16 protein-coding genes are annotated in these 16,005 nt (G+C 64.5%); 12 read left to right on the plus strand and 4 right to left on the minus strand.

Features of this window, described 5'->3' with window-relative positions; all coding sequences use genetic code 11:
* The first annotated feature begins 44 nt into the window (after window positions 1-44).
* Complete coding sequence (locus JQ616_RS10560; protein ID WP_212014156.1) at window positions 45-1,277, plus strand: NAD(P)/FAD-dependent oxidoreductase; 1,233 nt, start codon at window positions 45-47, stop codon at window positions 1,275-1,277.
* A gap of 70 nt (window positions 1,278-1,347) precedes the next feature.
* Here the strand turns inward: JQ616_RS10560 and JQ616_RS10565 are convergent, their stop codons facing one another.
* Both JQ616_RS10565 and JQ616_RS10570 read right to left on the minus strand, forming a co-directional pair.
* Window positions 1,348-2,682: a dicarboxylate/amino acid:cation symporter gene (locus JQ616_RS10565; protein ID WP_212014157.1), complete on the minus strand. Its 1,335-nt coding sequence runs from the start codon at window positions 2,680-2,682 to the stop codon at window positions 1,348-1,350.
* Between the two features lie 186 nt (window positions 2,683-2,868).
* Window positions 2,869-4,056, minus strand: coding sequence for a pyridoxal phosphate-dependent aminotransferase (locus JQ616_RS10570; protein ID WP_212014158.1), 1,188 nt, complete (start codon window positions 4,054-4,056; stop codon window positions 2,869-2,871).
* 237 nt (window positions 4,057-4,293) lie between these two features.
* Between JQ616_RS10570 and JQ616_RS10575 the strand changes: the two genes are divergently transcribed.
* From JQ616_RS10575 to JQ616_RS10625, 11 genes are all read left to right on the plus strand, one after another.
* Complete coding sequence (locus tag JQ616_RS10575) at window positions 4,294-5,703, plus strand: M48 family metalloprotease (protein WP_212014159.1); 1,410 nt, start codon at window positions 4,294-4,296, stop codon at window positions 5,701-5,703.
* 86 nt (window positions 5,704-5,789) lie between these two features.
* Entirely contained in the window at window positions 5,790-6,557 is a 768-nt protein-coding gene (locus JQ616_RS10580; RefSeq protein ID WP_212014160.1) for a DsbA family protein, read from the plus strand.
* A gap of 130 nt (window positions 6,558-6,687) precedes the next feature.
* Window positions 6,688-7,620: a hypothetical protein gene (locus JQ616_RS10585; RefSeq protein WP_212014161.1), complete on the plus strand. Its 933-nt coding sequence runs from the start codon at window positions 6,688-6,690 to the stop codon at window positions 7,618-7,620.
* Window positions 7,621-7,739: 119 nt separating this feature from the next.
* Window positions 7,740-8,588 (plus strand): DUF1236 domain-containing protein, encoded by an 849-nt coding sequence (locus JQ616_RS10590; RefSeq protein ID WP_212014162.1) that lies wholly within the window; start codon window positions 7,740-7,742, stop codon window positions 8,586-8,588.
* A 325-nt stretch (window positions 8,589-8,913) separates the two neighbouring features.
* On the plus strand, window positions 8,914-9,387 hold the full coding sequence (aroQ, locus tag JQ616_RS10595) for a type II 3-dehydroquinate dehydratase (protein WP_212014164.1): 474 nt from the start codon (window positions 8,914-8,916) through the stop codon (window positions 9,385-9,387).
* Between the two features lie 52 nt (window positions 9,388-9,439).
* Window positions 9,440-9,937, plus strand: coding sequence for an acetyl-CoA carboxylase biotin carboxyl carrier protein (gene accB, locus JQ616_RS10600; RefSeq protein ID WP_212014166.1), 498 nt, complete (start codon window positions 9,440-9,442; stop codon window positions 9,935-9,937).
* A 24-nt stretch (window positions 9,938-9,961) separates the two neighbouring features.
* Window positions 9,962-11,320, plus strand: a complete 1,359-nt coding sequence (accC, locus tag JQ616_RS10605) for an acetyl-CoA carboxylase biotin carboxylase subunit (RefSeq protein WP_212014168.1) — start codon at window positions 9,962-9,964, stop codon at window positions 11,318-11,320.
* Window positions 11,321-11,428: 108 nt separating this feature from the next.
* A complete protein-coding gene (locus JQ616_RS10610; protein WP_212014807.1) occupies window positions 11,429-12,949 on the plus strand; it encodes a sensor histidine kinase in 1,521 nt (506 codons plus the stop codon).
* Window positions 12,946-13,386 (plus strand): response regulator, encoded by a 441-nt coding sequence (locus JQ616_RS10615; RefSeq protein ID WP_212014170.1) that lies wholly within the window; start codon window positions 12,946-12,948, stop codon window positions 13,384-13,386. Before JQ616_RS10610 ends, JQ616_RS10615 begins: the two co-directional genes overlap by 4 nt.
* Window positions 13,383-14,474 (plus strand): sensor histidine kinase, encoded by a 1,092-nt coding sequence (locus tag JQ616_RS10620; RefSeq protein WP_212014171.1) that lies wholly within the window; start codon window positions 13,383-13,385, stop codon window positions 14,472-14,474. Before JQ616_RS10615 ends, JQ616_RS10620 begins: the two co-directional genes overlap by 4 nt.
* Before the next feature lie 154 nt (window positions 14,475-14,628).
* Entirely contained in the window at window positions 14,629-15,306 is a 678-nt protein-coding gene (locus JQ616_RS10625; RefSeq protein ID WP_212014173.1) for a hypothetical protein, read from the plus strand.
* 25 nt (window positions 15,307-15,331) lie between these two features.
* Here the strand turns inward: JQ616_RS10625 and JQ616_RS10630 are convergent, their stop codons facing one another.
* Window positions 15,332-15,670 (minus strand): BA14K family protein, encoded by a 339-nt coding sequence (locus JQ616_RS10630; RefSeq protein ID WP_249136610.1) that lies wholly within the window; start codon window positions 15,668-15,670, stop codon window positions 15,332-15,334.
* On the minus strand, window positions 15,667-16,002 hold the full coding sequence (locus tag JQ616_RS10635; RefSeq protein WP_212014176.1) for a hypothetical protein: 336 nt from the start codon (window positions 16,000-16,002) through the stop codon (window positions 15,667-15,669). Before JQ616_RS10635 ends, JQ616_RS10630 begins: the two co-directional genes overlap by 4 nt.
* Between the last annotated feature and the right edge of the window lie 3 nt (window positions 16,003-16,005).

The raw sequence follows: 16,005 nt of genomic DNA on the forward strand, positions 1-16,005 counted from the left end.
TTCGTCAGAGCCCGGCGTAACGCAGCCTGACGGAGACGGATCCGATGCAAAGCGCGATCGTTCTTGGCGGCGGCATGGTGGGCGTCAGCACGGCGTTGCATTTGCAGCGCCGCGGCTGGTCGGTCACCCTCGTCGATCGCAGGGAGCCCGGCCGCGAGACCAGCTACGGCAATGCCGGCATCATCCAGAGCGAGGCGGTGCGGCCCTACCCGATGCCGCGCGATCCGGCCATCCTCGCCAGAATCGCGATGGGACGCACCAACGACGTGCGCTATCGCCTCGCATCGCTGCCGCAGCACGCCGGGCCGTTGCTGCGCTATTGGTGGAACTCGACGCCCGAGCGGCACCGCGAGGCGACCATCGCCTGGGCGCGCCTGATCGCCTATGCCACCGCCGAGCACGACACCCTGATCCGCGATGCCCATGCCGACAACCTGATCCGCCGCGCCGGCTATCGCCTGCTGCATCGCGATCCCGCGGCGCTGGAGCAGGCGATCGCGGTCGCCGAGGAGAACCAGCGCGACTTCGGCGTGACGTTCCGCGTGCTTGATGGCAAGGCGCTTGCCAAGGCCGAGCCGTTGCTGCGGGACGATCTGCCCGGCGCCATTCACTGGCTCGGGCCGTGGACCGTGTCGGATCCTGGAGGTCTGGTCTCGGCCTATGCCGGATTGTTCGAGCGTCTCGGCGGGACGCTGCTCAACGGCGATGCGCAAACGCTGGCGCAGACGCCATCCGGCTGGTCGGTCGACACGACTGGCGGCCGCATCGATGCCGCCCACGTCGTGGTCACGCTCGGGCCGTGGTCGCCGCAATTGCTGCGCAAGTTCGGCTACCGCATCCCGCTGGTGCGCAAGCGCGGCTACCACATGCATTATCAGGGCGGCCGCTCGCTCGACCTGCCGCTGGTCGACACCGCGAACGGCTATGCAATGGCGCCGATGGCCAAGGGCATCCGCATCACCACCGGCGCGGAGCTCACCAGTCCCGACGCGCCGGCGACGCCGATCCAACTCGGCCACGCCGAAGCCGCCGCGCGCGAACTGCTCGAGATCGGCAGCCGCGTCGAGCCTGAGCCGTGGTTCGGCACCCGCCCCTGCACGACCGACATGTTGCCGGTGCTGGGACCCGCGCCGCGCCATCGCGGGCTGTGGGTGAATTTCGGCCACGGCCATCAGGGCTTCACGCTCGGCCCGGCAACGGCGCGCGTGCTGGCCGAAACGATGAACGGCGAGGCATCCGCCGTGGACACCTCGCCGTATCGGCTGGATCGGTTCTGACGTCAACGAAGCGTTTTCGAGCGAAGTGGATCCCGGTTCGCGTGAAGAAAACGCGTCAAAACAACGATCTTTAGTCCGTCGTCAGCGCCGTCTCCATGTCGGTCGGATCGATCTGGCGGGTCAGATTGGCATTGAGCTTGTCGCGATCGAGCTCGCCCTCCCACCAGGCCACGATCACGCAGGCGACGCCGTTGCCGCACAGATTGGTCAGCGCGCGGCACTCGCTCATGAACTTGTCGATGCCAAGCACGATCGCCATGCCCGGCACCAGCCGCGGATCGACCACCGCGAGCGTCGCCGCCAGCGTGATGAAGCCCGCGCCGGTGATGCCGGAGGCGCCCTTCGAGGTCAGCATCGCCACGATCAGGATGGTGAGCTGCTGGCTGAAGGTGAGATCGAAGCCGAGCGCCTGTGCGATGAACAGGGTCGCCAGCGTCATGTAGATGTTGGTGCCGTCGAGGTTGAACGAATAGCCCGTGGGCACCACGAGGCCGACCACGGATTTCGAGCAGCCGAGACGTTCGAGCTTCTCCATCAATGACGGCAGCGCGCTCTCCGAGGACGAGGTGCCGAGCACGATCAGGAGTTCGTCCTTGATATAGGCCAGGAACCTGAAGATCGAGAACCCCGCGATCCGCGCGATGATGCCGAGCACCACGAACACGAACAGCGCAGCCGTCAGATAGAACGTCGCGATCAGCCCCATCAGATTGAGGATCGCGCCGGTGCCGAACTTGCCGATGGTGAAGGCCATCGCGCCGAACGCACCGAGCGGCGCCGCCCGCATCACGATCGAGATGACGCCGAACACCGCATGCGCGGCGTCGTCGATGAACGAGCGGATGGTGTGACCGCGCTCGCCGAGGCCCATGATCGCAAAGCCGAACAGCACCGAGAACAGCAGCACCTGCAGGATCTCGCCCTGCGCGAAGGCGCCGACGACGGTGTCCGGAATGATGTGCAGCACGAAGTCGACGCTCTTCTGCGCCTCCGCCTGCTTGGCATAATTGGCAACCGCCTGCGCGTTGGCCGCCGCGCCGCCGAAGCCCGCGCCGGGCTTCACGATATTGCCGATGAGCAATCCGATCACCAGCGCGAAGGTCGAGACCACCTCGAAATAGACCAGCGCCTTGACGCCGATGCGGCCGACTTTCTTGGCATCTTGTATATGAGCGATACCCGACACGACCGTGCAGAAGATGATCGGCGCGATCACCATCTTGATCAGCTTGATGAAACCATCGCCGAGCGCCTTGATCCACTCATTGGTGGCAAGCGACGGCCAGAACGCGCCAACCAGCGCGCCGAGCACGATCGCGATCAGGACCTGCACATAGAGAATCTTGTACCACGGCTTGCGACCGGCGCTGGCCGGTGAAGCCGTGGCAACGGTAGCCGTTGCCATGTTTCACTCCCCCTCAGAAATGGCGGAAATAGCCAAGATCAACTTGGCCGTTCAAGTCAAATGGAACTGTGTGAGGCCTGCCGTTTATCCGCGGCGATCTGTCGCGCGCCGCTCCCATCGAAACCAGGGCCAGGCACGCGAAACCGATCGAACCGACAAGATGGAAGGCTCTTGAAGATTGGGGCGCTATTTAAGCCAATGCGCGATCCGCGCAACCGCTTCCTGCATGTCCGTGGCCGAACGCGCATAGGAAAAACGGATAAAGGCCCGGCCGTGGATCGGATCGAAATCGACGCCCGGGGTCGCTGCGACATGTGCCTTCTCGAGCATCTCGCTGGCAAAGGCGAAGCTGTCGGAGGTGAAGTCGGAGACGTCAGTATAGAGATAGAACGCGCCATCGGCGGGCAGGAACCTGGTCAGCCCGGCCTTCGGCAGGCCCTCGATCAGGATGCGGCGGTTCTCCTGGTAGCCGCGCTTGATCGCCTCCATCTCCTCGCGGCCCTCGAACGCCGCTTCCGCTGCGATCTGCGACAGGGTCGGCACCGAGATCGACAAATTCTGCTGCAGCCGCTCGATCGGCCGCACCAGCACATCGGGCACCACCATCCAGCCGACCCGCCAGCCGGTCATGCAGAAGTATTTTGAGAACGAGTTGATCACGAGCGCATTCGGCGACAGCTCGGCCGCCGTCACCGCGGGGAATGCGTAGTCGAGCCCGTGATAGATCTCGTCGGAGATGAAGCGGATGCCGGCGCTGTCGGCAGCCGCCATCAGGCTCGACAGCGCCTCGCGCGACATCATGGTGCCGGTCGGGTTGGCGGGACTGCCGACCAGCACGCCCTTCAGCGGCGCCTTGCGATGGGCGGCCAGCAGCGCCTCGCCGGTCAGCGCGTGGCGAGTGTCGCCGGAGGTCTCGATCAGCACCGGCTCGCAGCCGAGCGCAGTCAGGATGTGCCGGTACGGCGGATAGCCGGGCACGGTGACCGCGACCCGGTCGCCCGGCTCGAACATCGCAAGGAACGCCAGGATGAACCCGCCCGACGAGCCCGTGGTGACGATGATGCGCTCGGGATCGACCGCGCAGCCATATGTGTCGCGGTAATGCCGGGCGATGCGCGCGCGCAGGCTGGGAATGCCGAGCGCCGAGGTGTAGTCGATCCGCCCGTCCACAAGCGCGGCCTGTGCAGCCGCGATCGCCTGCTTCGGTGCGGAGGCGGCGGGCTGCCCCACCTCCATATGGATGACATGGCCGCCCGCGGCCTCGATTCGCGCCGCAGCGGCCATCACGTCCATCACCATGAACGGCGGAACATCGCTCCGGCCGGAGGCTGTCAAAAGGCTGCTCACACGGTCTCTCGCTGTCGCTTCACGCATGGATTTCTGCTATGGCACGGCCGCAGCCGAATTCGGGTTCCCGTTACGTGCGACCGCCCCAGACTGGCCGCATTCGGTGGCTCCTTATAGCGCTTTCAGGCCAAGAAAATACAAGTGCATACCCGGTTCGCGTGAAGAAGAACTGCAAAAACAACAGACTGCGCCATGCGCCTGATCCGGTCGGTCCCGGAACCCGGCTTCGTGCCGGCGCGGCCGGTCATTGCCGATAGATCGCCCATGCTGTTCCGCCCCACGCTCCGCACCGGGACCTTCAAGCTGACCGCATTGTTGACCGCGGTCGCGCTCGCAATCGGTCCCGTCGTCCCCGCGCAAGCGCAGCAGCAGAAGGGTCCGCCGGTGCTGCGCGACACCGAATCCGAGCAGCTGCTGCGCGAATACACCCGGCCGATCCTGCGCGCCGCGGGCCTCGAGAAGCAGAACATCCAGATCGTCATCATCAACGAAAGTTCGTTCAACGCTTTCGTCGCGGATGGCCGCCGCATCTTCGTCAATTACGGCGCGCTGCTGCAATCGGAGACGCCGAACCAGATCATCGGCGTGCTGGCGCATGAGACCGGGCATCTGGCCGGTGGTCATCTTGCCAAGATGCGCGAGCAGCTGGCGCGGGCGCAGACCCAGATGATCATCGCGATGCTGCTCGGCGTCGGCGCGCTGGCCGCGGGTGCTGCGGGTGGCGGCGGTGGCAGCGGCCTCTCCAGCGCAGGCGCCGCCGCGATCTCGGCGCCGCAATCGGTGATTCAGCGCACGCTGCTGTCCTACCAGCGCCAGCAGGAGGAGAACGCGGACCGTGCCGGCGTCAGATTCCTGACTGCGACCGGCCAGTCTGCCCGCGGCATGTACGAGACCTTCAAGCGCTTCACCGACGAGAGCCTGTTCGCCTCGCGCGGCGCCGACCCCTATCTGCAATCGCACCCGATGCCGGTCGATCGCGTCTCCGCGCTGGAGGAACTGGCGCGCTCGAGCCCCTATTGGGACAAGAAGGACGATCCGGCGCTGCAGCTGCGTCACGACATGATGCGCGCCAAGATCTCCGGCTTCATGGAGCGGCAGGACACGGTGTACCGCCGCTATCCGTTGACCAACACCAGCCTGCCGGCGCGCTATGCGCGCGCGATCACCACCTATCTGCACGGCGATCTGCGTTCGGCGATCGCGCAGATCGACGGCTTGATCCAGGTCCAGCCCAACAATCCCTATTTCTACGAATTGCGCGGCCAGGCGCTGCTCGAAGGCGGCCGGCCGGCCGAGGCAATCGCACCGCTGCGCCGCGCGGTGCAACTCTCCGGCAGCGCGCCCTTGATCGAGATGCTGCTCGGCCAGGCGCTGGTTGCCTCCGACAACAAGGCCTTGACCGACGAGGCAATCAACATGCTGCGGGCCGCCGTGGCGCGCGAGCCCGAGGCGCCGCTGGGCTATACCCAGCTCGCGATGGCCTACGGCCGCAAGGGTGACTATGCCCAGGCCGACCTCGCCTCGGCGCAGGCGGCCTATCTGCGTGGCGACGGCAAGACCGCCCGTGAGCTGGCGTCGCGCGCCAAGACGCGGTTCGCGATCGGCACGCCCGGCTGGGTCAAAGCTGACGACATTGTGAGCGCCAAGCCGATGCCGGGCCAGAAAAACAACTAGAAATAAACCGTAGTTCCATACAACGATCACTGAAACCGGCCCACGGCTCCGCCGCATTTCGGGCCATCTCGAACAAGGATTTCGTCATGCCAGCGCTTCGTTTTCTTGCCCCTGCCCTGCTCGCGCTCGGCATCTGCGCCACGCCGCTGTCGGCGTCCGCGCAGAGCTTCAACGACACCCAGCGCGGCGACATCGAGACCATCGTGCGCAATTACCTGATCGCGCATCCCGAGGTGCTCGAAGAGGCAATGAACGAGCTCAGCAAGCGGCAGGCCGCCGCCGAGGCCGAGAAGCATGAGCAGAGCGTTGCCAAGAACGCCGACACCATCTTCAATTCGCCGCGCGGCGTCATGCTCGGCAACAAGGACGGCGACGTCACCTTCGTCGAGTTCTTCGATTACAATTGCGGCTACTGCAAGCGCGCGATGGCCGACATGATGGACCTGATGAAATCGGATCCGAAGCTGAAGGTCGTGCTGAAGGAATTCCCGGTGCTGAGCCAGGGCTCGGTCGAGGCCGCGCAGGTCGCGGTCGCCGTGCGGATGCAGGATCCGACCGGCAAGAAGTATCTCGAGTTTCACCAGAAGCTCTTGGGCGGCCGCGGCGCCGCCGACAAGGCGCGCGCGCTGGCGGTCGCCAAGGAGGTCGGTCTCGACATGACGAAGATCGAGAAGGACATGGCGAGCCCCGAGGTCAAGGCGACCATCGAGGAAAACTTCCGCCTCGCCGAATCCATGGGCATGAACGGCACGCCGAGCTACGTGATCGGCAAGCAGGTCGTGGTCGGCGCGGTCGGCGTCGACAATCTCAAGGAGAAGATCGGCATCGCCCGCTGCGGCAAGGCGACCTGCTGATCGCCTCTCCAACCGCCTTCATTCAACAAAATCCGGCTGCCATGCAGCCGGATTTTTTATTGCGCTCATCGAACCAGCGCGGCGCGGGCCGCAACCAAGGGCCGTCACCAACAAACGGACCCCGCGCGCCATGCCCCCGGCCCCGCCAAATCTTGCCTACGACCTCACACTGCTGAAGACGGCGCCACAGCGCGGCACCGAACACGATCACGGCTGGTGCTACGGCCTGCCGCCAGGCCTTCGCAGCGAGCAATGGCCGCTCAGCCCGCATGACGGCTTTCCGATGCAGCACTGCTTCACGTTGCGGATTCCTGCGCAATACCGTGCCAAAGGCGACGCCTATGTCGCGCTCGCGATGTTCGCCGACCAGCAATATGACGAGCCCGAGGAGATCGAGGCGGTCGCGCAATATCTCGCTGCTGAGACATCAGAGCGTCCGGCAGATCGCAATCTGCTGCCCTACTTCACCTACCGGCAGAACCGCCATCCGATGGAGTTTCGGATGCAGGACATCATCGATCACAATTTCGCGGCGATCTGGCTCACCGAGAGCGAGTTCGCAGCACCGCTGTGCCGACCGCCTGAGATTGCCGATAATCCGTTGCTGGACGCCAATCCACCGCCGCGCTGGCTGGTGAAGGGCGCGGCCCGCACGGCGTTCGATGTCCATGTCGGCCGCACCACGCGGATCGAGGAGCTGGAGAAGACGTACTGGTATCGCCTGTTCGGCCAAATCCCGGAGACCGGACACCACGCTTACGGCATCGCGCTGGCGCCGCGCGACGGCGATCCCAATGTCGGCAAGCCGCCGCGCGATCATCTGCTGCACAAGGGTGAACTCGGCGATTACGTCGCGCCTTACGGCGAGCACGGCAGCGCTCACGGCCTCGAACGGTTGCAGGGCCGCAACCATCTCGGCGGCACGATGTTTCCGAACCAGTGGACGCCGAAATTCAGCGCGACCTATCTCGAGATCGAAGAGCATTTCGGCGGTTTCAATTTCGGCGGCGGCAACGGCCAGCTCGATCTTGCGAGCATGGAGTTCGACTGGGCCTGCGGTTGAAGCACATTCATCGCGCATTCACATAAGATACAAAGCGCGGGAACCGAAAATCATCAGGAACATCGCACATCCTCTCTCGTTGTCGGCGCGGGCAATGCTGAAAAACGAGGAGGAATATGATGACAAACCGCTTTCTGATTTCGGTTGCTGCGGCGGCCTTGATCGCCGGTGCCGGCTTTGCCAATGCACAGGGCACCGGCGGCGCCAACAGGGAATCGCCGGCTGCCGGCGGCGGCGCGAGCATGCAGCACTCTGCACCGTCAGGTGCCGCATCGTCCGGCACGATGCAGCACGATACGGGCGGCATGAAGGGTTCCGAGCACTCCACGACCGGTGAATCTTCTTCGGGCATGAAGAACGAATCGCCCGGCATGAAGGGCGCCGAGTCCGATAAGTCCGGCCCCGCCACCAAGGGTGCGCAGGACAATACGCAGAAGTCGAAGGGCATGAGCTCGGAGAACGATGCGACCAAGGGCTCCAAGGAAGGCGCGAAGGACATGAAGGCCGAAGGCCGCGACAAGAGCGGCAACATGAAGGCCGAGGAGCATGACAAGAGCGGCAAGATGAACAACGCCGCCGAGAGCCGCGACAAGAACGGCGCCACCACCAACCAGAACGCTCAGACCAAGAGCCCGACCGACACCAACCGCGCGCAGACCAACGACACCAGCCGCACCCAGACCACGACGGGCAACGCGGCGACGTCGGCCACCGCGGCTCCGCCGGCCGAGAAGCGCACCCAGATCTCGACCGCGATCAAGTCGGAGCACGTCACCGAAGTCACCAATGTGAACTTCAACGTGTCGGTGGGCACCCGCATCCCGGCTGACGTTCACTTCTATCCGCTGCCGGAGCGGGTCGTGACGATCTATCCGCAGTGGCGCGGTTATGACTTCATCCTGGTCAAGGGCCGCTACATCATCGTGCAGCCGGAGACCCACGAGATCGTCTACATCATCGAGGGCTAAGTCGGCCTCGGCGCGAGGGTGCCATGCGGGCCCTCGCCGCAATCCCAACCCCGCCCCTTCAGGGGGCGGGGTTTTGCATTCACCCCTGACCCGCAGTCCCCGGTGGATGACGCGCCGGGGCGCCGCCGCACCGTGTCTTCCGCGAAGTTTGGTTAATCAGCAATTTCCGTAGGTTATGGCAACTACCTAACAGCCAGGGAGAAGCTGTTGAAGACGTTCCGATTTCACCTAAAGACTTCCCCTGCGGCCGGTTGTTACCTATAACCCGGCCCACTTCACCCCTTCTCGGAACCCCTCGTCGGAACCTTTGGCCGGAATTTTTGGAATGGCTGCTGCCGGAACCATCTATGTGCTGAACGGCCCGAACCTCAATCTTTTGGGGACGCGCGAGCCGGAGACCTACGGCCACGCCACTCTCGCCGACGTCGAGAAGCTGTGCGCGGACACCGCGCGTCAGTTCGGATTGACCGCCGATTGTCGACAGTCCAATCGCGAGGGTGAGCTGATCGACTTCATCCATGAGGCCCACGCCAAGAAGGCGGTCGGCATCATCATCAACGCCGGCGGCTACTCCCATACCTCGATCGCGCTGCATGACGCGCTGGTTGCGGTCAAGATTCCCGCCGTCGAAGTTCATGTCAGCAACATCCACGCCCGCGAGAGCTTCCGGCACCACTCGTTCACTGCTAAAGCCGCCTTCGCGTCGCTTTGCGGCTTCGGCATCGACGGCTACCGGCTTGCGATCATCGGCCTCGCCACCAGGATCGGTGCCAAGAGCGATGTCAAGGCAAAGACTTAATCGTCAATCCTGACGTTCCCCGTCACCAGACAGAGATTTCGGATCAAACAACATGGCGCGCCAGCCAGACGACAAATCAGCCGCAAAATCCAAGAACGACTCGAAGAGCGACGACAGCGTCCTCATTCGCGAGCTCGCGCTTCTGCTTGCCGAGACCAATCTGACCGAGATCGAGATCGAGCGCGCCGGCCTGCGCGTCAGGGTCGCCCGCAACATCAGCATCGCGGCCTCCGTGCCGTCAGCCGTGCATGCGGTTGCCGCGCCGGTGGCTGTGCCGGCTGCCGCCGTTGCGGCTGCGACCGACCTTGCCAAGCACCCGGGCGCGGTGCCCTCGCCGATGGTCGGCACCGCTTATTGGTCGCCCGAGCCGGGCGCCAAGCCGTTCATTGAAGTCGGCACCAAGGTCTCGGCCGGCCAGACGCTTCTGATCATCGAGGCGATGAAGACGATGAACCAGATTCCGTCGCCGCGCGCAGGCACCGTGACGCAGATCCTCGTCGAGGACGGTCAGCCCGTCGAATTCGGCGAACCGCTCGTCATCATTGAATAGCTTCCGTCAACGTCAGGCGCTGCGATGTTCGACAAGATCCTCATAGCCAATCGCGGCGAGATCGCGCTTCGCGTGCTGCGAGCCTGCAAGGAGCTCGGCATCTCAACCGTCGCGGTGCATTCCACCGCCGACGCCGACGCCATGCACGTCCGGCTCGCCGACGAGAGCGTCTGCATCGGTCCGCCGCCGTCGAAGGATTCCTACCTCAACATACCGGCGCTGCTCGCCGCTTGCGAGATCACCGGCGCCGACGCCGTGCATCCCGGCTACGGCTTCCTGTCCGAGAATGCGCGCTTCGCCGAGATCCTCGCCGACCACAATCTCGGCTTCATCGGACCGAAGGCCGAGCACATCCGCCTGATGGGCGACAAGATCGAAGCCAAGAAGACCGCCAAGCGCCTCGGCATTCCCGTGGTGCCCGGCTCCGACGGCGCGGTAACCGCGGACGACGACGCCATGGCGATCGCCAAGGAGATCGGTTTCCCGGTGCTGGTGAAGGCCGCAGCCGGCGGCGGCGGCCGCGGCATGAAGGTCGCGCACACCGAGGCCGATCTCGCGCTGGCGCTCTCGACCGCGGCCAACGAAGCCAAGTCGGCATTCGGCGACGCCTCGGTCTATCTCGAGAAATACCTGCAGAAGCCGCGCCACATCGAGATCCAGATTCTCGGCGACGGCCGCGGCGGCGCCATCCATCTCGGCGAGCGCGATTGCTCGCTGCAGCGCCGCCACCAGAAGGTCTGGGAGGAAGGCCCCTCGCCCGTGCTCGCGGCAGCGGCGCGCGCCAGGATCGGCGAGACCTGCGCCAAGGCGATGCGGGACATGAAGTATCTCGGCGTCGGCACCATCGAATTCCTCTACGAGGACGGCGAGTTCTATTTCATCGAAATGAACACCCGCATCCAGGTCGAGCATCCGGTCACCGAGAGCATCACCGATATCGATCTGGTGCTGGAGCAGATCCGGATTGCGGCCGGCGGCGATCTGCCGGCCAAGCAGAGCGACATCGCGATCATCGGCCACGCCATCGAATGCCGCATCAATGCGGAGAATCCGCAGACCTTCCGTCCCTCGCCCGGACGGATCACGCAATTCCATCCACCCGGCGGCCTCGGCGTGCGGATCGATTCGGCCGTCTATCAGGGCTACGTGATTCCGCCCTATTACGACTCGCTGGTCGGCAAGCTGATCGTGCACGGCAAGACCCGCGGCGAATGCCTGATGCGGCTGCGTCGGGCGCTGGACGAGATGGTGGTCGACGGCATCGAGACCACGCTGCCGCTGTTCCGCGCGTTGGTGCGCGAGCCCGACATCATCGAAGGCGACTATCATATCCACTGGCTCGAGCAGTATCTTGCCGGCCAGCCATCCGACGCTGCAAAATAGTTCTGAACTCCGTGGAACCCGAACCCTTTTCAAACGTACTATAGGGTTATTGGCTTTCAACGGGGACGCATTGAATCCCACTCCCGCAAAGAGGCCGTCGTGACGGCAATTTCACGACGCCGCTCCACGCTACAGATCCTGCTGCTCTCGGCGGGATTTTTCGTGCTGGTCGCAATCAGCGTGGCCTCGGTCCTGCTGGTCAACAAGGCGCGCGAGGACAATGCTCTGGTCGTGCATACGGTCGAGGTCGAGAGCGCGGTTGCCAATCTGCTGTTTGACGTCAGGCGCGCCGAAAGCGCGACCCGGGCGTATCTGCTGACATCAGCACCGCAATATCTGTCCGAGTATCAGGCCGCCGCAGCCGGTCTACCGGCCACGCTCGGTCATCTCCAGATGATGACCGTCGATAATCCGGTGCAGGTCGCCAATGCCGCGAAACTCAAGGCCGCCGTCGAGCAGCGCCTGGCCGAGTTCGCCCTCAGCATGGAGCGCGTCCAGAACAACGACGCGGCGACCAGCATCGACGTGCTGCGCAAGGGCACAACGAGCGATGCGGTGGAGGCGATCACCCGGATCGGCCGCGACATGCGCGCCGAGGAGGATCGTCTGCTGGCGATGCGCACCGCAACCGCTGACAGGACCCAGGTGCTGGCCTCCTCCGTCACCATCGCCGGCTCCTGCATGGTGCTGGCGCTCGCTGCCCTCTCGGTCGTGCTGCTGCGGCAATCCGCGCGGGCGCGCGACGAGGCCGAGGCGAGGCTACGCGACAGCAACGTCAATCTCGAAACCATCGTCGACGAACGCACCGCCGACCTGCGCGAGGCCAACGAGGAAATCCAGCGCTTCGCCTATATCGTCAGTCACGATTTGCGCTCGCCTTTGGTCAACATCATGGGCTTCACCAGCGAGCTGGAAGAGTTGCGCGGCGACATCTTCAAGCGCATCGCCACGCTCAATCGCACCGCGTCGCTGGCGCCGGCGATGCCGGAAGACGCCACTGACGTGGCCGAGCCCGAGCTCGAAGGCTCCGACAAACAGCTGTCCGACGACTTCAATGAATCGATCGGCTTCATCAAATCGTCGATCGCCAAGATGGACCGCCTGATCAGCGCGATCCTCAATCTCACCCGCGAGGGCCGCCGTGAGTTCAAGCCGGAGCGCATCGACCTTCGCGAGCTGATCGACGGCATCGTCAAGACAGTCGCCCATCAGGCGGTCGAGGCCGATGCGACCGTCGAGGTCGGCGCGCTGCCGAATATCGTCAGCGACCGCCTCGCGCTGGAGCAGATCTTCTCCAACCTGATCGACAATGCCCTGAAGTACCTCAAGGATGGCGTCCCAGGTGCGATCTCGATCGAGGGCCGCACCAAGCTGGGCTTCGCGATCTTCGAGGTCACCGACAACGGCCGCGGTATCGATCCGAAGGATCATCAGCGCATCTTCGATCTGTTCCGGCGTGCCGGAACCCAGGACAAGCCCGGTCAGGGCATCGGGCTTGCGCATGTCCGCGCACTTGTGCGCAGACTGGGCGGCACCATGTCGGTAGCATCGGAACTTCACAACGGCAGCACGTTCACGATCACGCTGCCTATCAAATGGTCAGGCAAGAACCGGGATAAGGCATCATGAGCGATCCAGTCACCATCATCATGATCGAGGACGACGAGGGCCATGCCCGCCTGATTGAGCGGAATATCCGGCGCTCAGGTGTCAACAATGAGATCGTCCCGTTCACCAACGGTACAGAGGCGGTGAACTACCTCTTCGGCAAGGATGGCAGCGCGGTCGAGCGCAAGGGCCAGGCCCTGCTCATCCTGCTTGATCTCAATCTGCCTGACATGACCGGCATCGACATTCTGAAGCGGGTCAAGGAGAACAAGTATCTCAAGTCGACGCCGGTGGTCGTGCTGACCACCACCGACGACTCCCAGGAGATCAAGCGTTGCTACGAACTCGGTTGCAACGTCTACATCACCAAGCCGGTGAACTACGAAAGCTTTGCCAACGCCATTCGCCAGCTTGGCCTGTTCTTTTCCGTGATTCAGGTGCCGCCAGCTTCCCTATGACCAGCACAACGCCGACACTGCTCTATATCGACGACGACGCGACGCTGGCGCGCCTGGTCGAACGCGGGCTGACGCGCGCGGGCTACAAGGTCGTGCACGCCGCAAGCGGCCAGGACGGCCTCGACCGGCTCGCCCAGGGCGGCATCGACGTCATCGCGCTCGATCAGGTTATGCCCGGGCTCGACGGGTTGGAGACGCTGGAGCAGATCCTCAGGATTGCCGACGCCCCGCCGGTGGTGTTCGTCACCGCCTCGCAGGATTCGGCGATCGCCGTCACCGCGCTGAAGGCCGGTGCGGCGGACTATCTGGTCAAGGACGTCAGGGGCGACTTCATCCCCCTGCTCCAGGTCGCGGTGAACGGCGCGATCCGGCAGGCCGAGATCCGGAAGGCACGCGACGAGGCTGAGGCCGAGGTGCATGCGTCACGCGACCGCTACGCCGCGCTGGCCGCGGAGCGCGAGGTCCTGCTCCGCGAGGTCAACCATCGCGTCGGCAATTCGTTGCAGATCATCGCCTCGCTGCTGCATCTGCAGGCCAATTCCGCGAGCCAGCAAGACGTCAAGGCGGCGCTCACCAATGCGATGGGCCGCGTCGCCGCCGTCGCGCAGGTGCACCGCCGCCTCTACACCTCGCACGACTTCAAGACGGTGATGCTCAACCAGTATCTCGAGGCGCTGCTCGAGGATCTCAGGCGATCGGCCGAGGGCAACAAGATGTCGCGGCTGACGCTGAAGGCCGCCCCGGTCGAGATCGATCCCGACCGCGCGGTCGCGATCGGCATCATCGTCAACGAGCTGGTGATGAACGCCGTGAAATACGCCTATCCGGACGGCGCCGGCCCGATCCATGTCGAGCTCAAGCCGGAGGGCGACGACGTGCAGCTCGCGATCAGCGATGAAGGCGTGGGTTACTCCGACAAGGCCGACCCGCGCGGCACCGGCATGGGCCAGCGCATCGTCGCGGCGATGGCCGTCAAGCTCGACGCCAGCGTCGAGCGCGACCCGACCCACACCGGCACCCGCTTCGTGGTGCGGTTCGCCCGTATCAGCCCGGCACCGGCAAAATCGACAAGCGTCGCCGCGAGTTAGGCCGTTGCCGATCGCAGATTGATCGCTTTTTCGCGACGCCCTTAACGGCCGCGTCACCCTGTTGCTCGATCGCAACCGCCCGCCCTGACCAATTAAGGGAAATCTCGGCATTGTTTGCCAAGCTTTTCCCCCAGCTTGGCAGGAACGGCACGCAATGTTCGGGCGCAGGGTGGTTTTCGGAAAGAAGCAGGAGACCTTGGGCGAGCTCAAGGAGACCGAGCGTCCGGCACCGGACGCCGACAGCGCTCCGCCTGCTTTTCACAAGAAGCAGTGGGATGATCCGCGGATCGGATCGATGCTGCGTGATGCCGGTTTCGCGCCTGATGACGCCGGCAGCATCGCGCCGACGGCGGACGATCGGCTTGCCGTGTTCGCCGCGGCCAACAGGCGGCTGCAGCAACGCACCGAGACTTTCAACCGCGACATGACTGCGCGCCACGGCCACTGCAACGCAGTGCCGTTCCTGGTCATCGACCACAAGATCTGGGACGGTCCGCACGGCGCGTTTCTCTACGCGCAGATGAACCTGATCGGCTACGACGAGTGGAACGTGATCATGCTGGCTTCAGATCCGCAGACCACGGCATCATGCGGCCTGGCTGCCCACCCCGGCTTTCTTCCGGCCGTGACGCAGATCATGACCGAGCATGTGATCGAGTGGAAGGCGCGGCACGACGGCTTGCTCGAGGCGTTCGGAATCCCCGACAGCGGCGGACGCGACGTGCCGAACGAGCAATATGAGATGGAAAAGGACGCGCTACGCAGGGAGATCATCGACAAGGCCGGCTGGATGAAGCCGCGCATCATCGACGACCTGCTGCTCAGGGGCTAGCGAGGCGCCCTTCCCCCCGGACGCCTCAATCGTGCCTGTCGCGGTGCCGTCGCGTCCGATACGGCCGGCAATCCCGACAGGGCGCGCCGAAGATCACCTGCGACGGATACGGCCGCGCCGAGTGATACGGCGTCGAGCCGAACAGGCCGGCCGCGCCGAAACCCGCGCTGAAGGGATCGGCGGCAAAGCTGCCCGGAAACGAGCCGTTGCTCCGGAAATCGCGATCGTCATTCCTGCCGTCGAAATACGCCCCGCCCGTGCTGCCGTAGCGCAGCGGCCGCTGCGGGGCGAATTCCTGTGCCGACACGGCAGCCGTGCCGAGCGCGATGGCGGCACAGGCGATCAGTGCTCTGATGGCAGTCATCGTCCAAGCCCCCATTGCGGATTGGTCCCCCAGTCGCCCTTCCAGGCGATCAGGCGCCCTTTGCCGAATTGCAGATAGAGCCCGTCGCTGCGTCGCGACAGCACGCTGCCCCTGACATTAGGCAGCGCCACGAACAGTTCATTGCCCGGCGTGCCGCGAACGTAGTTCAGGGGAGCGCCGAGCGACTGGCTGGCCTGGTCGGCATTCATGCCGAAGGCCAGCGGAACGCTGTTGGGCGGCCGCTGCTGCGCGGTAGCGGTGTCGGCAAGCGCGCCCAGCGCGACGATGAGGGCCAAGAGGACCATGACGAAAGGTGTGACGAACCGCTGCATGAC

The organism is Bradyrhizobium tropiciagri (assembly GCF_018130545.1).
GTDB lineage: Bacteria > Pseudomonadota > Alphaproteobacteria > Rhizobiales > Xanthobacteraceae > Bradyrhizobium > Bradyrhizobium tropiciagri_A.